The organism is Campylobacter sp. CNRCH_2013_0855, from assembly GCF_025773025.1.
GTDB lineage: Bacteria > Campylobacterota > Campylobacteria > Campylobacterales > Campylobacteraceae > Campylobacter_D > Campylobacter_D jejuni_C.
The window spans coordinates 1-18836 of record NZ_JAKMTE010000002.1; the positions used below are offsets into that span (position 1 = coordinate 1).

The window sequence follows — 18836 nt, forward strand, 5'->3', positions numbered from 1 at the left end:
CTAATTCTCCAAAGTAAAAAGGATTATTAGGAAGTTCACTTGAGCCTGTAAGGAGGGTAGAGTTTAGGAAGATTTTTGTATCTAAACTTTTAAAATCTATTTGATATTTTTCTTCTATGTCCTTTATATCCAAAACACTTCTATCTTTTGCAAAAATATCACAATGATTATCATAAATATGGATTAAATTTGACATAGAGATGAAAGAAGTATTGTTAGAATTATCTTGCAAATCTTGTAAATTTACTTTATCTAAGAATATGATTTTTATATTATTTGTCTTTAATACTATGGTATTGGTATTTTTATCATAAAATTGCTCTATGTTAAATACTTCGTTTAAAATTAAATTAACATCATTTTCCTTAGTATTAAAGCTTTGGTTATTTAGATTATCTTGTAAGGAAATTTCTTTATCTAAATAGGCTTGGATATCTTTTATTTTTTCATTTCTTTTTTCTTTTAAAGTATTGATAGATTTATAAAGCCTTTTTCTAGCATCAAGATAGGTATTATTAAGGTTTTCTTTATCTAGGATGAAGATCTTTGTGAAAGTAGAATTATAGCCTAGATTGTTTATAGCGGTAGCTTGGGTGAAAAGATCTTCTTGATTATAATTTATAGCTATGGAATTTTCACATTGATATAAGGCTTTTAAATATGCTATGGATGAATTTTTATCTATTGTGTCTATTTCATCATTGTTTATAAAAGCAAGCCTTGTTATAAATAATTCTCTATCCATTTTTTTCTAAATATTTAAGATAAATAAATATTATATCAAATATATTAAATTTTTGATAGTCTTTAAAGATTTTCATATACCACATACACACTCGCCATTAATAAAAAGATATTGCACACAAACCCTATAAGCCAACTTAATTTTTTGCGTTTTTCTTTTATGCTATAACATTTAAATAAATAAGCTTGTAATAAACAAGGAAGTATAATAAATGTGATTACTAAAAAAAACATAGCCATACAAGTCAAAAATCCAAAATAATTATGTGCTTTATATTCTTGTGGTGATAATTCTTCAACTTCTGGAGGACCAAGCAATACAAGCGATCTAGAAGTTTCAAGATCATAAGTAAGATAAAATATGATAACAATAGCCATAAAAAAGATAATAAAAGATATCAAAAAATAAGATTTTACAAATTCTTTTATATTAATCTTAATCCAATAATTTATAATAGAAAAGGCAATAAACACAACTAAAGCTGTAAGATAAAATTTTATGATAATAACAATGGATAGCAACGAACCTACAAAAATAGAAAACGTAATACTATCTCCCATTTAAACTCCTGTATTATAAAGCACAATATAAGCTTTATCTTTAAAATCAAGTTTAGCAATAAAATCTTTACTATAAAGTTTAAAATCCAAACCATAAGGAGTGAATTCTTGATAGTCTTTAAAGATTTTCATATACCACATACACACTCGCCATTAATAAAAAGATATTACACACAAACCCTATAAGCCAACTTAATTTTTTACGTTTTTCTTTTATGCTATAACATTTAAATAAATAAGCTTGTAATAAACTAGGAAATATGATAAATGTGATTACTAAAAAAAACATAGTTGCAAAGGTTAAAAATTTAAAATAATTACGCACTCTATATTCTTGCGGTGATAATTTTTCAACTTCTGGAGGATCAAGCAATACAAGCGATTTATAAAATTCAAGATCATAGCTAAGATAAAATATGATAACAATAGCCATAAAAAAGATAATGAAAGATATTAAAAAATAAGATTTTACAAATTCTTTTATATTAATCTTAATCCAATAATTTAAAACAGAAAAGACAATAAGAACACTTAAAGTCGTAAGATAAAATTTTATATTAGTAAAAGCAAGAATAAATCCAAATAAACCCCAAAAAATAGAAAGTGTAATATCTCCTCCCATTTAAACTCCTGTATTATAAAGCACAATATAAGCTTTATCTTTAAAATCAAGTTTAGCAATAAAATCCTTACTATAAAGTCTAAAATCCAAACCATAAGGAGTGAATTTTTGATAGTCTTTAAAGATGTTAATACATCACATACACACCCGCCATTAATATAGGATTACACACAAACCCTATAAACCAACTTAATTTTTTGCGTTTTTCTTTTATGCTATAACATTTAAATAAATAAGCTTGTAATAAACAAGGAAGTATAAAAAATGTGATTACTAAAAAAATAAAAGTTATACCACCTAAAAAATCAAAATAATTATGTGCTTTATATTCTTGTGGTGATAATTCTTCAACTTCTGGAGGACCAAGCAATACAAGCGATCTAGAAGTTTCAAGATCATAAGTAAGATAAAATACGATAACAATAGCCATAAAAAAGATAATAAAAGATATCAAAAAATAAGATTTTACAAATTCTTTTATATTAATCTTAATCCAATAATTTAAAATAGAAAAGACAATAAGAACGCTTAGAGCTATAAGATAAAATTCTATAACACTGCAAGCAAGAATAAATCCTATCAAACCCCAAAAAATAGAAAGTATAATATCTTCTCCCATTTAAACTCCTATATTATAAAGCACATTATAAGCTTTATCTTTAAAATCAAGTTTAGTGATAAAATCTTTACTATAAAGTTTAAAGTCCAAACCATAAGGAGTAAATTTTTGATAGTCTTTAAAAATTTTCATATATCACATAAACACTTGAGATCAATATAGGAACATTACACACAAATCCTATAAACCAACTTAATTTTTTGCTTTTTTCTTTTATGCTATAACATTTAAATAAATAAGCTTGTAATAAACAAGGAAGTATAAAAAAAGTGATCGCTAAAAAGATAATGGTGATACCACTTAAAAATCCAAAATAATTATACGCTTTATACTCTTGTAGTGATAATTTTTCAACTTCTGGAGGACCAAGCAATACAAGCGATCTAGAAGTTTCAAGATCATAAGTAAGATAAAATATGATAACAATAGCCATAAAAAAGATAATAAAAGATATCAAAAAATAAGATTTTACAAATTCTTTTATATTAATCTTAATCCAATAATTTAAAATAGAAAAGACAATAAGAATACTTAAAGTTATAAGATAAATTCTTACAGTAGTAAAACTAGCAATAAACAAAATCAAACCCCAGCCAATAGAAAGTGCAATACTATCTCCCATTTAAACTCCTGTATTATAAAGCACATTATAAGCTTTATCTTTAAAATCAAGTTTAGTGATAAAATCTTTACTATAAAGTTTAAAATCCAAACCATAAGGAGTGAATTTTTGATAGTCTTTAAATAAATATATACATCAAATACACACTTGCAATTAATATAATAATATTACACACAAATCCCATAAACCAACTTAATTTTTTGCGTTTTTCTTTTATGCTATAACATTTAAATAAATAAGCTTGTAATAAACAAGGAAGTATAATAAATGTGATTACTAAAAAAAACATAGCCATACAAGTCAAAAATCCAAAATAATTATACGCTTTATATTCTTGTGGTGACAATTCTTTAGCTTCTAGAGAGCTAAGTAATGCAAGATCCTTAGAAGTTTCAAGATCATAAGTAAGATAAAATACGATAACAATAGCCATAAAAAAGATAGTGAAAGATATTAAAAAATAAGACTTTAAAAATTCTTTTATATTAATTTTAATCCAATAATTTAAAATAGAAAAGACAATAAGAACACTTAAAGTTGTAAGATAAAATTTTATATTAGTAAAAGCAAAAATAAATCCTATCAAACCTAAAAAAGTAGAAAGTATAATATCTTCTCCCATTTAAACTCCTATATTATAAAGCACATTATAAGCTTTATCTTTAAAATCAAGTTTAGTGATAAAATCTTTACTATAAAGTTTAAAATCCAAACCATAAGGAGTGAATTTTTGATAGTCTTTAAATAAATATATACATCAAATACACACTTGCAATTAATATAATAATATTACACACAAATCCCATAAACCAACTTAATTTTTTGCGTTTTTCTTTTATGCTATAACATTTAAATAAATAAGCTTGTAATAAACAAGGAAGTATAAAAAATGTGATTGTAAAAAAAATAAAATTTATAAAGATTAAAAATTTAAAACACTTATATACTATATATTCTTGCGGTGATAATTCTTCAACTTCTGGAGGACCAAGCATTACATATCCTCTAGAAGTTTCAAGATCATAAGTAAGATAAAATACGATAACAATAGCCATAAAAAAGATAGTGAAAGATATTAAAAAATAAGACTTTACAAATTCTTTTATATTAATTCTCATCCAATAATTTATAATAGAAAAGGCAATAAGAACGCTTAAGGCTGTAATATAAAGTATTGCATCAATAGTAACAAGTCTAAAAATAAATCCTACCAAACCCCAAAAAATAGAAAGTGTAATATCTTCTCCCATTTAAACTCCTGTATTATAAAGCACATTATAAGCTTTATCTTTAAAATCAAGTTTAGTGATAAAATCTTTACTATAAAGTTTAAAATCCAAACCATAAGGAGTAAATTTTTGATAATCTTGATAATCTTGATTGTAAAGATAGTATTGTTTAGTTTTTGGGGATTGTAGGACATCAGCAAAGGTTATTTGTGGTATAAAAAATAAATATTTCTTTGGTTTATAAGTTTGCATCTGTCTTGTAGAACCCCAAATACTAAAAATCTTTTCATTAAAATCCCAAGCCCCAACAGGTTGTCCTAGCTTGATAAAATTTCCATCATCATCAAATTCATGTCCTTGATCTAAAAAATCAAAGCTATCATAAACATAAACAAGCATTTCATCAACGCGGTATGATACCTTTTCTCTATTTCCTCGAATTTCTTTTTTAATGCTTAATTTCGAAGGAACAAAATTAAAAGAAAATTTACCACTACAAGCATAAAGAGATAGATCTTGCATGAGTTCATCATAAGTTTGCTCTAAAGTCTCATATGTATTATAAGTAAGTCCAAATGGCGATGTCGCAAAAATAAATTTATCAAGTCTAGCATAAGAAAAATCTACCTTAAATTTCTCTGCAATATTTATACCTAAATTTTGCCAAATTTGTCTGAAAAACTCATCATCACCCATACCTATATATTGACAATTTAAAGTATCAAGCTCATAGGGCTTACAGTCTAAAATGCGTTTATAATCTTTTGAAATTTCATCATTTTCTTTAATGATGATATAAGATTCTTCATTTTTATCGCTTCGATTTTCTTTTATATCGATAGCAAAATCAAATTTATATTCTCCTTGAGGTAATTTTTTTAATGTCAAAATATTATGAGTTTTTTGTAAGATTATTTCTATTTGCTTTGTAAAATTTTGAGTGTATATGTCTTCTTTTGTATGAAATTTTTTACTTAGTCTTTTTATTATAGGAAAATGAGAATAAAACTTATCCCAATCTAGCGTAGTGTAAAATTTAATAGAACGCTTTTCTTCTCTTACTTCATTTGTTTTATTATCTACATGGCGTGAAAAACGCTCTGAATTTTGCCTTAGTTTTTTCATCTTTTGAGTTTGTGTGTTGTTTGGATAAGGAGTGTAGTGTAAAATAAGGGGTTCTATACCTTTACTTTGTAAGAAAATTTGTATTTCTTTTAGTCTTTGTTCTGCTTGGGGATTATTAGGTTTATTTTGTTTTATAGAAAGATGATAATTTTGTATTGTATCTATCTTAGGGCTATTTTGCCACAATACTTGAAGCTGATAACTAACAGCCCAACCTAGTGTTGCTATTTCATTATTGCTTTTTTGATAGTATTTAAATTCATTATAACAACACTCTAATTCTGTAGGTAAAACTGTTTCATCATATTGTAAAGTGCTAAAATTTATATCATCAACATAAGTTTGGTTTTTTAAAAATTTATTCATTAATACAACCTGTTAAAATAAGATTTTATCAAAAAAGTTTTTCATTTTTTATTTTATTTATTGCCTTATTATTTTAAAACTTTATTAATAATAATTTTTATTTAATCAGTAAATTAATTTAATACACTCTAGTATATTTATAAAGTTTCATATATTTGGTTTGTTTTTCATGCATTATCAACCTCTTTCTTTTATTTTTTCTTATATTCATCAATGCCATCACAACCTAATGTTCTTCCATATTTAGTAAATATACCTGTATCTAGCCAACCATATGTATAATAACTTTTATATAAAATATTTGTTGCAGTTTCATAATATTGATATTCTACTTTTTGTATCCTTAACCCTATATTGCTCTCAACAAATTTTACTCTTACAACATTGTTTTTACCTTTAACTCTATCATAAATCTCTTGATTATAAATCACTTCTCTATTTTTTAAGTTCCCACACAAACTCTCAAATTCTTTAAAACTACTTTGCCATTCAAGAGGCACAAAAGAGCATCCAAACCAAAGAAGCATAAATAATGGATAAGGTAAAAATAAATAAAACTTTTTAATTTTTTATCAATATTAAAAAGTTTAAAAACAAGATAAAAAACAAGCTTTAAAAATAAATACACCCATATAGTAGAAAGTATAAATAAGCTAGTCCATCCAAAGAAAAGGAAAGGAAAAAAAGTTAAAAGAGTTAAATAAGTGATATTATAAAAAGTTAAGATAACAAGAAAAAGATAAAACAAAGATTGTTTTATCTTTCTAAAGAATTGTTTTTTAAATTATTTGATTTTTTTATTGTTAAAATAAAGATGAAGTTTCATGTGTTATTAATCCTATTGTGATTTTACATCTTTGCTTTATTCTAAGTTTAATATTACATCTATTTGATCTAACTTATTAAGGTTTTTATTTGACAAATTTTGAAAAGGTATAAAAAACATCCATATTTATAAATTATTACAAAATATTTCACAAAAATCATTATTTTACAAAACTATAATTAAATATATAATTTACAAAAAAACCAACAATAAAAACAAGTATTAAACTCATTTTATAACTTGTATACATCCAAAATTACTATTTTTTTATAAGACATAATACAATGGAGTTTTATAATTTAAAACTCTATTTTCTTATAGCTTTTATTTTACCAATATAATTATTCTTATAGGTACCATTCTCATTTTGCTTTAGAGACAATTCTTTATATAGTAATCTTTATCTAAATTTGGGTAAATATTTCTAAGTTTTTTAATTCTAAAGTAATTTTTAAATCATGATGTTTATAAAAAATATAATTTTTTTACTCTACTGATTTATGTTTCATTTCAAAATATAACCATATCCTCTTAATTTAGGAAATCCTTCTATATCTCTAAATAGAATTTATTTACACAAATACTCCTTAGTTAGTTTTATCAATCAATATTCCTTGGTTAAATAAGAGATAGTAGTTTTTATTAGTCAAGAAAGCACAAAATACACTTGAACTTATACGCCATTAAAATTATCACTTTTGTATTTTTTTACTTAATTAACTTGCATTTTTTGCAAATTCAAAAATAATACTAAAAAGTATAATAAAAAATTTAAAATTCTTCATTTTACATCTTATGGTTATTCTACAAATTCGCCCTTAGTATTGATAAATTTTATTTCTTGATTTATCAACACTTTAGCTATATTGTTTTCAAAATTCCAAATTTTGTCAAATTGTGGTTCGATAATTTCACCTTTTTCGCTAATAAATCCATATTTATCATTAAATCTAATTTTTACAAAACCATTATTAAATTTTTCATCAATATAATCAAATTTTGGCTCTAAAATAGTACGCAAATTATTATCTAAAAGTCCTATTTTATTATCGAGAACTATTTTATAATAGTTTTTACCAAACTCTTTAAATTCTTCAAATTTAGGTAAAATAAGCCAATTTAAATCCTTATCATAATACCTATTTTGTTGTTTATAGAGGCAATAATAAAATTCTTATATTCTTGTATAAAATCAAAAGATAAATTGGAAGCAACTTTGTTATCTTTCATATTAAAATTTGATATTTACCCTCTTTTTCAACGAGCCAGTATTTATCTGCTAATGTCAAAATATTATTAAAATAATTTTCATAAGCAAAATTGATTTCAAATAAAACATTAGCTTTTTCATCCAAAAAAACCATATCGAGTGCCTTGTTTAAATTTAAAAGGATAATCATCGGTATTTATATAATCAAATTTTGGTTCTAAAATAGTTTTACCTTTTTCATTAATAATACCTATTTTATCTTTTATGCTAATTTTATAAAGCTTGTTAGAAAATTTATAAATTGCATCATATTGTGGCTTGATAATAAGTTTACCTTGCATATCCATAATGCCATAATATAAGCCATTGGAGATGATGAATCCTATATCTTTATTAAAATTTTATGAAATAGTTTTGAGGCTTAATAATCCATTTTCTATAATTATCCATAATTCCAAATTTACATTTTTTTCCACTACAAAAAACTTTTGTCCTTTATCTGTAGATACATCTTTATTCGCCTCTTTTATTTTTCCAAGTTTAGAATCAGAAGTCGCAAGTGGTTCGATATAAAAAATACTATCAAAATCAAAAGGTAAAACTAAATCACCCTTTGTATTAATAAGTCCAAATTTTTTATTTTTATCAAGTTTGACTTGCGCAAAACCATACTTAAAAGGAGTGACTGTCTCAAATTTAGCCGGGATAACAAACTCTCCTTTTTTATTAATATAACCTACTTTATTTTTATCACTAGCAAAACCAAGATTATTTGAAAAACAAGGTGATATATAATCAAATTTTATAGGTACGATAAGTTGTGCATTTTCATTGATAACTCCATATTTTCCATTTAAGCTGATTCTTTGAGTATTATTATCACAACCATCGATTTTGTCAAATTTTGGATCTAAAATAAAACGATGATTTTTTATATCAAATATGCCTTGTTTGCCTTGTAAAAATACTTGCAAAAGATTGTCGTTAAAATTATATATATCATCAAATTTCGGTTTTAATATAAACTGTTTGCTTTTTATATCAAACAATCCTTGTTTTTCTCCAATTGTTACCTGTAAAATATCATTTTTTTTATAAGATACCGTGTCAAATTTAGGTTCTATAATTATTTGCGTTTCTTTATCAACTAAGCCTATTTTTGAATCTTTTTCCACCATAAATATCTTTTGATTATAACTTTTTTGTATACTATCAAATTGTGGCTCTAAAATCTTACCACTAAAACTTACAATGCCATATTTTTCATTTTTACTAATAAGAATGATATTTTCAAGTTGTTCTATTTTATCAAATTCGGGTTCTATAAAAAAATCCCCCTTTTGTATTAATAAGTCCAAATTTGCCATTTAATCTCACCTCGGCAAATCCATTTGTAAAATCGGATACAAAATTAAATTTAGGCTCTACAAATATTTTGCCTTTTTCATCAACAAAACCCCATTTATCTTTTAGATTAACAGCAGCATGACCATCAAAAAAAACGAACTACAAAATCAAATTTAGGTTCAACTACCATTTTGCCATTTTCATCAATAAAACCACTTTTACCATCAATAACAATCCATTTAAGTTTTTCTTTGTTTGTTGAAATTACATAATCTGCTTTTACACTATGCCACTTATCGCAAAGTGTAAATTTGGGCTCTAAAATCGTTTTTCCATCTAAAGCAATCAAACCGAATTTTTCATCTTTTTTAACCAAGAAAACACTATCACTAAAATAGCTTATATCATCAAATTGTGGTTTTATAATAAAATTTCCATCTTTATTAATAAGACCATATTTTCCATCTTATACAACCCTTGCGACTCCATTTTTAAAATCTAGAGCTAAATCAAATTGTGGCTCAATTTTAATTACGCCATTTTGATCTTTAAAACCAAAATGACTGTTATCAATAAATACTTTCCATCCATCCTCTTCATAAAAAATAGGAGTTTTAGCACTATAATTTTTATTTAAAACATAGATTCCACACGCATTTAAAAATGATAAAAAAGAGCAGCTAGAATTTGATTTTTTTCATTTTATTCCTTCGTAGGCAACACTAATTAAGAAAAGCAAAATTCCAATGATTAAATTAATACTAAAGTATAGGATAAAATTTCTAGTTTCTGGTGTGCGCTCTCCATATTTATTAGTAAATTCATTTGATTTGAAACAATATAAAATCACAAACACGATTATAGGAATAATCAAAATGTATAAAAGCTGCCACCATCCACTAAATCCTATATCATGCAATCTTCTTGCACCTATGGCAAACATAGGCAACAAACTTGCGAGCGAAAAAATATGATCAATGATTGGCAACCACCAAAAAAACGCCAAAGCCACACAAAGACTAACGAGGGTTTGCATGAGCATCGCAGCCCAATAATCACCCCTATTAGTTCGCGTCTTAAAGTCAGTAGCTTGTTTCCAAAAATTCAAATAAAGTTCAAACATTTTAAAATCCTTTTATAAATTTAATAAATAATTCAAAACAAACTGAACAAATTCATCACTATCATTAGGACATACAATTAAATCATAATTTTACCAAAAATATTTAATTCTATGTTTAACTTAAAAATCATTCTATACAAAAAATATAGGATAAATCAAAGCTTTATTATTTAAATTTGCTAAAATATCATTTGTATTTGACTCAAGTCAACCTTTACATTTTTGAGCTATCACATCCATAGCTTCTTGTGAGAGAACAAAATTTGTGTGATAAAGCAAGCAACTACCCATATCAAGTACTTTTAGCACAAGTTTTTTGTTATTAGCATCTTTTGGATTATGTCTTGTATTAGCTAGATCATAAATTTCATACACCATATCTTTACTAAGCTTGTTAATATCAAGTTCTATGATATTTTCTTCAAATTTCATAGGATCTTGGGTAAATTCTTCTTTGTTTTCTTTTTTTACAAAGCTTTTTTTCTTACTAAAAGATTTTAGCTCATTTTCCCTTGCTTCTTCTAGGGTATAAATTTCATTTAAACTAAAACTTAAGTCATTGTCGTTGTTTTTATATCTTAGCAAAAAGGCAAAGGCTTCATCCTTGCTTTCTTTAAAAAGCGCTTCAACTTTCTCTACTTGAGCTTCAAAGATAATCATATCAAAAGTAGAATAAAAGTCTAAAACCACAGCCTTAGCATATCTTTTACCACTTTTACTCATCATCGATTTAAAATCTTCAATCTTTCCTACAACCAAAAGCTCACCCTCTCCTTTGAGTGTTTCAAAGTCCATGCTTTTAAAATACTCTATACCTTCTATTTGACTTGCAAATTTATCTAAAGGATGACCTGATACATAAATTCCTAAGATTTCTTTTTCATAGCCTAGTTTTTCCATTAGTTCAAATTCTATTTTACTATCATGAAGTCCTACTTTGATATCTGCAGCTATTTCTTCTTCTCCAAAAAGCGAAGCAGTAGAGTTTCTTTTAACTTCAGCGATTTTTCTACTTGTTTCTGAAATAAGCTCAAGATTATCCACCAAGCATTTTCTAGTATAGCCAAACTCATCAAAAGCACCTGATTTAGCTAAATTTTCTATAGTTTTTTTATTAATCTTAGTTGGATCAATCGAGCTTATAAAATCATCAAAATCACTAAAACCTTCTTCCTTACGAATTGCCATGATATTTTCTATCGCAGGAATTCCCACGCTTTTAATCGCTCCAAGCCCATAAATAATAGCTTCAGAACCATCTTCAAGCTTAGTTGCACTAAATTCTCTTTGGGCTTTATTGATATTTGGCGGCAAAAGCTTAATATTCATTCTTTTCATCTCTTCAATGTATTTTGCAACCTTGTCTACATTACTTTCTTCACTTGTTAAAAGTGCAGCCATAAACTCACTAGGATAATAAGTCTTTAAATACGCTGTTTGAAAGGTTATAAGCGCATAGGCAGCCGAGTGAGATTTATTAAAACCATACTCGGCAAATTTCAAAATAAGTTCAAACAAATCATCAGCCTTTTTCTCATCATAACCTTGCTTTTTAGCTCCTTCTAAATACTCTGCTTTAAGATTATCCAAAATTTCTCTTTTTTTCTTACCCATAGCACGGCGCACATTATCAGCACCACCCAAAGAAAAACCACCGATTTTTTGCACTATTTGCATAACCTGCTCTTGATAAACTATAACCCCATAAGTGTTTTCAAGTATAGGTTTTAAATCTTCAAATGCATAAGTAGCAGCCTTTCTACCATGCTTAATATCGATAAAATCATCCACCATCCCACTATCAAGTGGTCCTGGTCTATATAAAGCTAAAACCGCGATTAAATCTTCAAATCTTTCAGGCTTTAACCTAGCATTCAAACTTTGCATACCACCTGATTCTATTTGGAAAATTCCTAAAGTATTACCACTTTGTATGGTTTTATAAACCCTAGGATCGTTCATATCAATCTTTTCCCAAATTACATCTTTACCATAGCGTTTTTTAACCAGCTTAATCGCATTATCAATTACTGTAAGAGTTTTTAAACCCAAAAAGTCAAATTTGATTAAATCCACATCTTCAAGATATTCTTTAGAATACTGCGTTACCAAATGACGCTCATCATTTTTGCTTTGTCTAAAAAGTGGAGCTTTATTCCACAAAGCTTCATTAGATATCACAACTCCGGCTGCGTGCATACCTGCATTTCTATTTAAACCCTCTAATGCCTTGGCAAAGTCCCAAACTTGACGTCCTTTTGGATGAGAATTTACAAATTCAGCGATTTTTGGTTCTTGCTCATAAGCTTTTTCTAAAGTGATTTTTAGCTCTTCAGGAACTAATTTCGCCAAAGCATCTGCATCAGGTATGCTCATATCACAAACCCTAGCTACATCACGGATTACTCCCTTTGCTAAAAGCTTACCAAAGGTAATAACTTGCGCAACCTTTTCAGCTCCGTATTTATCAATAACATAATCAATCACTTCCCCTCTTCTATCTTGACAAAAATCCACGTCAATATCGGGCATTGATACACGCTCAGGATTTAAAAATCTCTCAAAAAGAAGATTATAAGGTATAGGATCTAAATCTGTAATTTTCAAACAATACGAAACCAAACTCCCCGCAGCACTCCCACGCCCTGGGCCAACTGGTATATCTTTTTCCTTGGCTGCGGCGATAAAATCATGAACGATTAGCATATAACCTGAAAATTTCATATTTTTAATAATACTAATTTCCAAATCAAGCCTATCTTTATACTCTTGATGTTTGCTCTCATCGATAAATTGAAGTCTTTCTTCCAAACCCTTTTTACAAAGATACTCAAAAACTATATCATCATTATCAAAGCTAAATTCTTGATCTTCTTGACTTAAACTTAAGCCATATTTTTTTGCGTATTCACGGGTAAATTTAAAATTTGGTGGGGTAGGATCGCCTAGTTTTAATTCTAGATTGCATTTATTAGCTATTTCTTGAGTGTTTTCAATGGCTTCAGGAATATCAGCAAAAAGTTCACTCATTTGCTCTGGTGTTTTTACATAAAACTCATGCACTTCATGTCTTAAACGCCCTGGATCATCAAGCTTAACACCCATAGCTATACACATAAACACTTCATGCGCAGCTGCTCTTTCTTTAAAAGTATAATGCGTATCATTAGTAGCTATGATTTTTATATCAAGTTCTTTAGAAAGCTTTATAATAGACTCATCAATAAATTTTTGATCATCAATTCCATGACGCATAATCTCAAGGTAAAAATCATCTCCAAAAACTTTTTTATACCATAAAGCTGCTTCTTTTGCTCCTTCATAACCTTTTGCGCCAAATTTTAAATTTCTTTCATTTTTGGTATTTAAATGCCAATTAACCTCACCTTGCAAACACGCAGACGAGCAAATCAAACCCTCGCTATGTACTTCTAATAGCTTTTTATTAATCCTTGGGTAATAATACAAACCATGTATATAGCTTTGCGAGCTTAAATACATCAAATTTTTATAGCCAATTTCGTTTTTAGCAAATAAACAAATATGAAAGCGTTGTCTTGAGCTTTTATCACTTAAATCATCGTGATTATGCAAATATGCTTCAAGCCCTATGATAGGTTTAATCCCCTCAGCTCTCATTGTTTTATAAAAATCAATAGCCCCAAACATATTTCCATGATCAGTCATAGCAACACTTGTTGCACCTTGAGCTTTTAGCGTTTTAGCAAGTTCTTTGAGTTTATTTGCTCCATCAAGTAAAGAATATTCTGTGTGTAAATGTAAATGTGTAAATTGGCTCATATTTTCCCTTGTATTTTTTTATTATTATAAAAAAAAACCTTAAATTTAAAACTTACAAGCATAAAAAATGTATAATAGCTTACTTTCAAAAAAGGAGTAAAAAATGGAAGTAAAAATTTATTATTGTAATCTTTGAAATTACAAACCACAAGCTGCAAGGGTTGCAGAAGAAATACAAAATGAATTCAAAGATGTGCAAATTTCTACCATAGAAAAAGGTGGTGGTCATTTTATAGTAGAAGTAGATGGTAAAATCATTTACTCTAAAAAAGACTTGTTTAACTGCGAAGTAGACAGATTTCCTCATGAGGGTGAAATCACCAAGCTTATAAAACAAATGTAAGCTAAACCCTCACTAGCGAGGGTTTATTTTGTTAAAGGAACAAGCATACCTTCATAAAGTTTTTGATAAATTTCTTCTGAGCATAAATGCTTAGCAAGCTCCAAACCAAACAAAATAGCCGTAGCAGGCCCAGCTGCTGTGATGACATTTTCATTTACCACAACTGCTTTATTTACTCTTACACCTTCAATACCCACTTCACAACCAGGATAGCAAGAAAACTCCCCATTTATCACCCCTGCTTTAGCTAACACCATAGGTGAAGCACAAATAGCTGCTACGATTTTTTTCTTAGCATGTAAATCTTGTATAATTTTTATGATAATTGAATTGTTTTTTAGATTCATCATACCTTCAAAGCCACCTGCCAAAGCGATTGCGTCTAAATTTTCTTGATCAACACTAGATAAACTCACATCAGCCCTTATGCAAATTCCATTAGCTCCTTGTACTAAAAGCTCATCATCAAGCGAAGCAATAATTACTTCTAAATTTCCACTAGCTTCTCCTGCTCTTTTTAAAACATCAGCTATACCTATAAATTCAGCTTCTTCAAAACCTTTTGCCAAAGGCACTAAAACTTTTTTCATTTTTTTCTCCTTTTAGTCAATAAATCTTTTATTTAATTCATGAAAATACTCTATGCGTCTATCGCGTAAAAACGGCCACCATCTACGCACATTTTCACATCTTTGCATGTCAATTTCGACGATTTTACAAAGCTCTTGTTTATCATCAGCTCTAAAAAGCTCTTCACCTTGAGCCCCAAAGACAAAAGAATTCCCCCAAAATCTTATGCCATCTTCCACACCGCTTTCATCTTTTTCAAAACCCACTCTATTAATAGCTACTATAGGTAAGCCATTAGCTATAGCATGGCCTCTTTGCACACCTATCCAAGCTTCAAGCTGTCTTTGTTTTTCTTCTTTTTCATCCTTATCAAACCAACCTATAGCAGTAGGATAAATCAAAATTTGAGCTCCTTTTAAGGCCATTAACCTAGCAGCTTCAGGGTACCATTGATCCCAACATATTAAAACCCCAAGTTTTCCAACGCTTGTTTGTATAGGTTCAAAACCTAAATCACCTGGAGTAAAATAAAATTTTTCATAAAAACAAGGATCATCAGGAATGTGCATTTTACGGTATTTACCTGCTATGGAACCATCTTTTTCAAATACCACACTAGTATTATGATAAAGCCCTGCGCTTCTTTTTTCAAATAAAGAAGTTACCAAAACAACTTTATTTTCCCTAGCTACATTAGACCAAAACTTAACATCTTCTTCATAATCATTTGCCAAATCAAAAAAGTTTGTATTTTCACTTTGGCAAAAATACTGCGTTTGATGAAGTTCTTGCAAGCATACAAGCTCAGCCTTTTCTTTTGCTGCTTGTTTGATAAGTTCGCATGTTTTTTCTATAGTTTTTTCTTTATTTTGTTTAAATTCTTGCTGTATGAGTGCTAATTTCATTTTTACTCCTTTCTTCTTCTGAATCATCATAAGGGTCTAAGTGTATATGGATATTCCAAAAATCATCTTTAAAATGTTCTCTTATGCTATCTTCAATCTCATCACCGATTTTATGAGCTTTTAAAAGTGATATTGTAGGTTCAAAAACTAAATGCACACTAACATAAAGTATATCAGGGCTTTTTCTAGTTTTTAAATGATGAAAGCTTTTGACTTCTTTATTTGCACTTATAATTTGCTTAATCACTTCAACTTGTTCTTTATCAATTGCCACATCTAACAAAATTTTAGAACTTTCTTTTATAATTTTAAAAGCTGAAAAAATCGTATATAAACTTATAGCTATACCAAACAAACCATCAATAAAATGATAATTTGTAAAAGCTATAATCACAAGTGCTAAAAGCGTTAGAGCATTAGTTAAAAAGTCTATTTTATAGTGTAAGCTATCAGCTTTTATAATCAAGCTTTTTGTTTTTTTGGCAACATAATTTAAAAAAACTACCAAACACAAAGTCACAGCCATAGCAAAAGCCATGACATAAATTCCAAGATCAAGTTTTTCTACACTTTCTTGATTGTGAATTTTTAAAACACTCTCATAAAAAATATAAACCCCAATCCCGCTAATCACAAGACCTTCAAAAAGCCCCATTAAGGCTTCAATTTTACTAAGGCCAAAATTATATTCTTTACTAGATCCTTGAGAGCTTTTTTTCAAAGCTAAAAAATTTAAACCCGAAATCACACAATCAAGTAAAGAATCAATCGCACTAGAAAGCACCGCAACAGAACCTGAAGCTAAACCTACTATAAATTTAACAATAGCTAAAAAAACAGCACACACACTTGCGATGATGGTTGCGCTTTTTTGCAAATTCATCTTTGACCTTCATAGCGGTTTTGACAAGAACAATGCAAAGAACCATTTTGTCTTAAAAACACTCTTGCATCAACCCCTACTACTTTTCTATCTTTGCATGTTTTTTGTAAATTTTCTAATACCAAAGCATCGTTTTCATCATTATAAGTTGGCACTATCAAGCCACCATTAACAAAAACAAAATTTGCATAAGTAGCACCAAGTCTTTTACCTTCAAAATACAAAGGCTTAGGTAAAGGAAGTTCTAATAAATCAAATCCTGTTTTTTTCAGCTCCTCCTCCATAGCCTTTAAAGGTGCATAATGCTCATCATTTTCATCTTTACATATACAATAAGCAATGGTGTTTTCATTGATAAATCTTGCTAGAGTATCTATGTGATGGTCAGTATCATCGCCTTTTATATAACCATGATTTAACCATATAATTTGTTTTAAGCCAAAAATTTCTTTTAACTTAGCTTCAATTTGTTCTTTATTTAAATGTGAATTTCTATTTTCATTTAACAAACAAGCACTCGTTGTAAGCATTACTCCTTGCCCATTAAAATCAATACTCCCACCTTCTAAAATAAAATCAATTTTTTCTAATTTTCCAGATAATTTTTGTGCAAAAAGTTTTGAATTTACCGCATTATCTAAAGTGCTTTGAAATTTATCTCCCCAAGCATTAAAAGTAAAATCAAGCCCTATAATTTTTTCATCTTCACACACATCAATTGCACCAAAATCTCTAATCCAAGTATCATTAGTATCGCACTTAAAAAAATCAACGTTTTTTATATGCTTAAATCTTTGAAAGTCTTTTTCACTTGGTGCTATAAGTAAAACTTTTTGAAAATTTGCCACAGCTTTAACAAATTCTTCATAGCTTTGCAAAATCTCTTCTAAATAAGGCTTCCAATCGCTATTTTCATGAGGCAAGGAAAATAAAAGTAGCTCTTGTTTTTGCCATTCTGCTATGCTTTTTCTCATTTTGATACCCTTTTTGATAATTAAAAAAAGTATTTTAACATTTTTAATGATAGTTTTTTACTCTTTTTTTAAAACCCAAGCAAAATACCATATCGCAAAAGATAAAAGCAAAATCATAAAAAGCTTTTTATCATACACTCCAAATCCTATATAAAGCACAGAATACATAAAACCAAAACTTCCTGCATAAATGCAAATTCTACTCATTAAACCATTTTCCACCGCTCTAAAACATGGGCATTTGTGAAAAAATTTCTTTTTTGCTTCTTTGGGTTTAAAAAAACTCAAAACCGCACTTAAAATCAGCAAAAAACTTAAAAAATATAAAACCTTATCCATTAGTGAAAATACCTTAACCAAGCAGGAATTGCACTTTGCTCTTCTTTTAAAGTGCTTTCTTCTCCATGCCCTGGAAGCAATCTAAAATCTTTTTCATAAGCTAAAACTTTTAATAAACTCTCTTTCATCTTGGCTGCATCTGAGTAAGGAAAGTCCCATCTACCAATACTACGGTAAAATAAAAAATCTCCACTAAAAAGCACATCTTCACCCACAAGTTCTATCATACAACACCCTGGAGTATGCCCTGGGAAATGATGAAATTTAAACTTAAACTCATCTATACTAAATTCATTTTCATTTTCTATCAATACATCAGCACTTGAATGCTCAAAACCATAATTAAAAGGATCTTTTAGCATAAAAGCATCATCTTTATGGATAAAAAGTGGAATTTCATAAGCCATTTTAACTTTAGCATTATCATAAACATGATCATAATGACCATGGGTATTTAAAATAGCTAAAGGTTTGCTTGCGTTTTCTTTGATAAACTTATAAGCATTTTCTCCTGGATCGATGATGATTTGCTTGTTATTATGATCTATAATATAACAATTTGTTTCATACATTCCGCATGGTTGTTTTAAAATACGCATATAAACTTCCTTTTAACTAAATCAAATA

At 27.9% G+C, this 18836-nt stretch carries 27 protein-coding genes and 2 pseudogenes; 1 reads left to right on the plus strand and 28 read right to left on the minus strand.

Going from position 1 to position 18836, the window contains the following annotated elements; translation table 11 throughout:
- The 22 genes and pseudogenes from L8X40_RS01320 to dnaE form a co-directional block, all read right to left on the minus strand.
- On the minus strand, positions 1-745 hold a 745-nt coding region (locus tag L8X40_RS01320; protein ID WP_263667141.1), incomplete at its 3' end, for a hypothetical protein.
- A 62-nt stretch (positions 746-807) separates the two neighbouring features.
- Positions 808-1305 (minus strand): hypothetical protein, encoded by a 498-nt coding sequence (locus tag L8X40_RS01325; RefSeq protein ID WP_263667142.1) that lies wholly within the window; start codon positions 1303-1305, stop codon positions 808-810.
- A complete protein-coding gene (locus L8X40_RS01330; RefSeq protein ID WP_263667143.1) occupies positions 1306-1446 on the minus strand; it encodes a hypothetical protein in 141 nt (46 codons plus the stop codon). It lies immediately after the preceding gene.
- Positions 1424-1927: a hypothetical protein gene (locus tag L8X40_RS01335; protein ID WP_263667144.1), complete on the minus strand. Its 504-nt coding sequence runs from the start codon at positions 1925-1927 to the stop codon at positions 1424-1426. Before L8X40_RS01335 ends, L8X40_RS01330 begins: the two co-directional genes overlap by 23 nt.
- Positions 1928-2054: 127 nt before the next feature.
- The gene (locus L8X40_RS01340) at positions 2055-2546 is read right to left on the minus strand and encodes a hypothetical protein (RefSeq protein WP_214100848.1); all 492 of its coding nucleotides are present in this window, start codon (positions 2544-2546) and stop codon (positions 2055-2057) included.
- A complete protein-coding gene (locus L8X40_RS01345; protein ID WP_261529730.1) occupies positions 2547-2678 on the minus strand; it encodes a hypothetical protein in 132 nt (43 codons plus the stop codon).
- A complete protein-coding gene (locus L8X40_RS01350; protein WP_263667145.1) occupies positions 2665-3168 on the minus strand; it encodes a hypothetical protein in 504 nt (167 codons plus the stop codon). The genes L8X40_RS01345 and L8X40_RS01350 overlap by 14 nt, the downstream gene beginning before the upstream one ends.
- Before the next feature lie 118 nt (positions 3169-3286).
- Complete coding sequence (locus L8X40_RS01355) at positions 3287-3790, minus strand: hypothetical protein (protein WP_263667146.1); 504 nt, start codon at positions 3788-3790, stop codon at positions 3287-3289.
- Positions 3791-3908: 118 nt separating this feature from the next.
- Entirely contained in the window at positions 3909-4418 is a 510-nt protein-coding gene (locus tag L8X40_RS01360) for a hypothetical protein (protein ID WP_263667147.1), read from the minus strand.
- Positions 4419-5888 carry a DUF6402 family protein gene (locus tag L8X40_RS01365; RefSeq protein ID WP_263667148.1) on the minus strand — a complete coding sequence of 490 codons (1470 nt, stop codon included), beginning with the start codon at positions 5886-5888 and terminating at the stop codon, positions 4419-4421.
- A gap of 191 nt (positions 5889-6079) precedes the next feature.
- On the minus strand, positions 6080-6415 hold the full coding sequence (locus L8X40_RS01370; RefSeq protein ID WP_263667149.1) for a hypothetical protein: 336 nt from the start codon (positions 6413-6415) through the stop codon (positions 6080-6082).
- Between the two features lie 1098 nt (positions 6416-7513).
- Complete coding sequence (locus L8X40_RS01375) at positions 7514-7774, minus strand: WG repeat-containing protein (protein WP_412175580.1); 261 nt, start codon at positions 7772-7774, stop codon at positions 7514-7516.
- A pseudogene (locus tag L8X40_RS08540) lies at positions 7769-7840 on the minus strand (hypothetical protein); the annotation flags it as partial. The gene L8X40_RS01375 and the pseudogene L8X40_RS08540, both read right to left, overlap by 6 nt.
- A 100-nt stretch (positions 7841-7940) precedes the next feature.
- On the minus strand, positions 7941-8078 hold the full coding sequence (locus L8X40_RS01380; RefSeq protein ID WP_158211396.1) for a hypothetical protein: 138 nt from the start codon (positions 8076-8078) through the stop codon (positions 7941-7943).
- A complete protein-coding gene (locus tag L8X40_RS01385; RefSeq protein WP_263667150.1) occupies positions 8062-8271 on the minus strand; it encodes a WG repeat-containing protein in 210 nt (69 codons plus the stop codon). Before L8X40_RS01385 ends, L8X40_RS01380 begins: the two co-directional genes overlap by 17 nt.
- A gap of 54 nt (positions 8272-8325) precedes the next feature.
- Positions 8326-9291: a WG repeat-containing protein gene (locus tag L8X40_RS01390; protein WP_263667151.1), complete on the minus strand. Its 966-nt coding sequence runs from the start codon at positions 9289-9291 to the stop codon at positions 8326-8328.
- A complete protein-coding gene (locus L8X40_RS08545; protein ID WP_412175581.1) occupies positions 9233-9358 on the minus strand; it encodes a WG repeat-containing protein in 126 nt (41 codons plus the stop codon). Before L8X40_RS08545 ends, L8X40_RS01390 begins: the two co-directional genes overlap by 59 nt.
- 58 nt (positions 9359-9416) lie before the next feature.
- Positions 9417-9719, minus strand: coding sequence for a WG repeat-containing protein (locus tag L8X40_RS01395; RefSeq protein ID WP_261529734.1), 303 nt, complete (start codon positions 9717-9719; stop codon positions 9417-9419).
- A gap of 18 nt (positions 9720-9737) precedes the next feature.
- The gene (locus L8X40_RS08550; protein WP_412175582.1) at positions 9738-9917 is read right to left on the minus strand and encodes a WG repeat-containing protein; all 180 of its coding nucleotides are present in this window, start codon (positions 9915-9917) and stop codon (positions 9738-9740) included.
- A 51-nt stretch (positions 9918-9968) separates the two neighbouring features.
- Positions 9969-10394, minus strand: a complete 426-nt coding sequence (locus tag L8X40_RS01400; RefSeq protein ID WP_087699953.1) for a DUF805 domain-containing protein — start codon at positions 10392-10394, stop codon at positions 9969-9971.
- A gap of 12 nt (positions 10395-10406) precedes the next feature.
- A pseudogene (locus L8X40_RS01405) lies at positions 10407-10601 on the minus strand (ferrochelatase); the annotation flags it as partial.
- Positions 10602-14195: a DNA polymerase III subunit alpha gene (gene dnaE, locus L8X40_RS01410; RefSeq protein ID WP_263667152.1), complete on the minus strand. Its 3594-nt coding sequence runs from the start codon at positions 14193-14195 to the stop codon at positions 10602-10604.
- A gap of 103 nt (positions 14196-14298) precedes the next feature.
- Between dnaE and L8X40_RS01415 the strand changes: the two genes are divergently transcribed.
- On the plus strand, positions 14299-14538 hold the full coding sequence (locus L8X40_RS01415) for a SelT/SelW/SelH family (seleno)protein (protein WP_263667153.1): 240 nt from the start codon (positions 14299-14301) through the stop codon (positions 14536-14538).
- 23 nt (positions 14539-14561) lie between these two features.
- Here the strand turns inward: L8X40_RS01415 and L8X40_RS01420 are convergent, their stop codons facing one another.
- From L8X40_RS01420 to L8X40_RS01445, 6 genes are read right to left on the minus strand one after another with little or no spacing between them, the layout of a single operon-like run.
- Positions 14562-15128 (minus strand): DJ-1 family glyoxalase III, encoded by a 567-nt coding sequence (locus L8X40_RS01420; protein ID WP_087699948.1) that lies wholly within the window; start codon positions 15126-15128, stop codon positions 14562-14564.
- Between the two features lie 12 nt (positions 15129-15140).
- A complete protein-coding gene (locus L8X40_RS01425; RefSeq protein WP_263667154.1) occupies positions 15141-16013 on the minus strand; it encodes an N-carbamoylputrescine amidohydrolase in 873 nt (290 codons plus the stop codon).
- On the minus strand, positions 15982-16896 hold the full coding sequence (locus tag L8X40_RS01430) for a cation diffusion facilitator family transporter (protein WP_039618421.1): 915 nt from the start codon (positions 16894-16896) through the stop codon (positions 15982-15984). The genes L8X40_RS01425 and L8X40_RS01430 overlap by 32 nt, the downstream gene beginning before the upstream one ends.
- The gene (locus tag L8X40_RS01435; protein ID WP_263667155.1) at positions 16893-17870 is read right to left on the minus strand and encodes an agmatine deiminase family protein; all 978 of its coding nucleotides are present in this window, start codon (positions 17868-17870) and stop codon (positions 16893-16895) included. The genes L8X40_RS01430 and L8X40_RS01435 overlap by 4 nt, the downstream gene beginning before the upstream one ends.
- A 57-nt stretch (positions 17871-17927) precedes the next feature.
- The gene (locus L8X40_RS01440; RefSeq protein ID WP_012661606.1) at positions 17928-18209 is read right to left on the minus strand and encodes a hypothetical protein; all 282 of its coding nucleotides are present in this window, start codon (positions 18207-18209) and stop codon (positions 17928-17930) included.
- The gene (locus L8X40_RS01445; RefSeq protein ID WP_214136157.1) at positions 18209-18808 is read right to left on the minus strand and encodes an MBL fold metallo-hydrolase; all 600 of its coding nucleotides are present in this window, start codon (positions 18806-18808) and stop codon (positions 18209-18211) included. Before L8X40_RS01445 ends, L8X40_RS01440 begins: the two co-directional genes overlap by 1 nt.
- Positions 18809-18836: the final 28 nt, after the last annotated feature.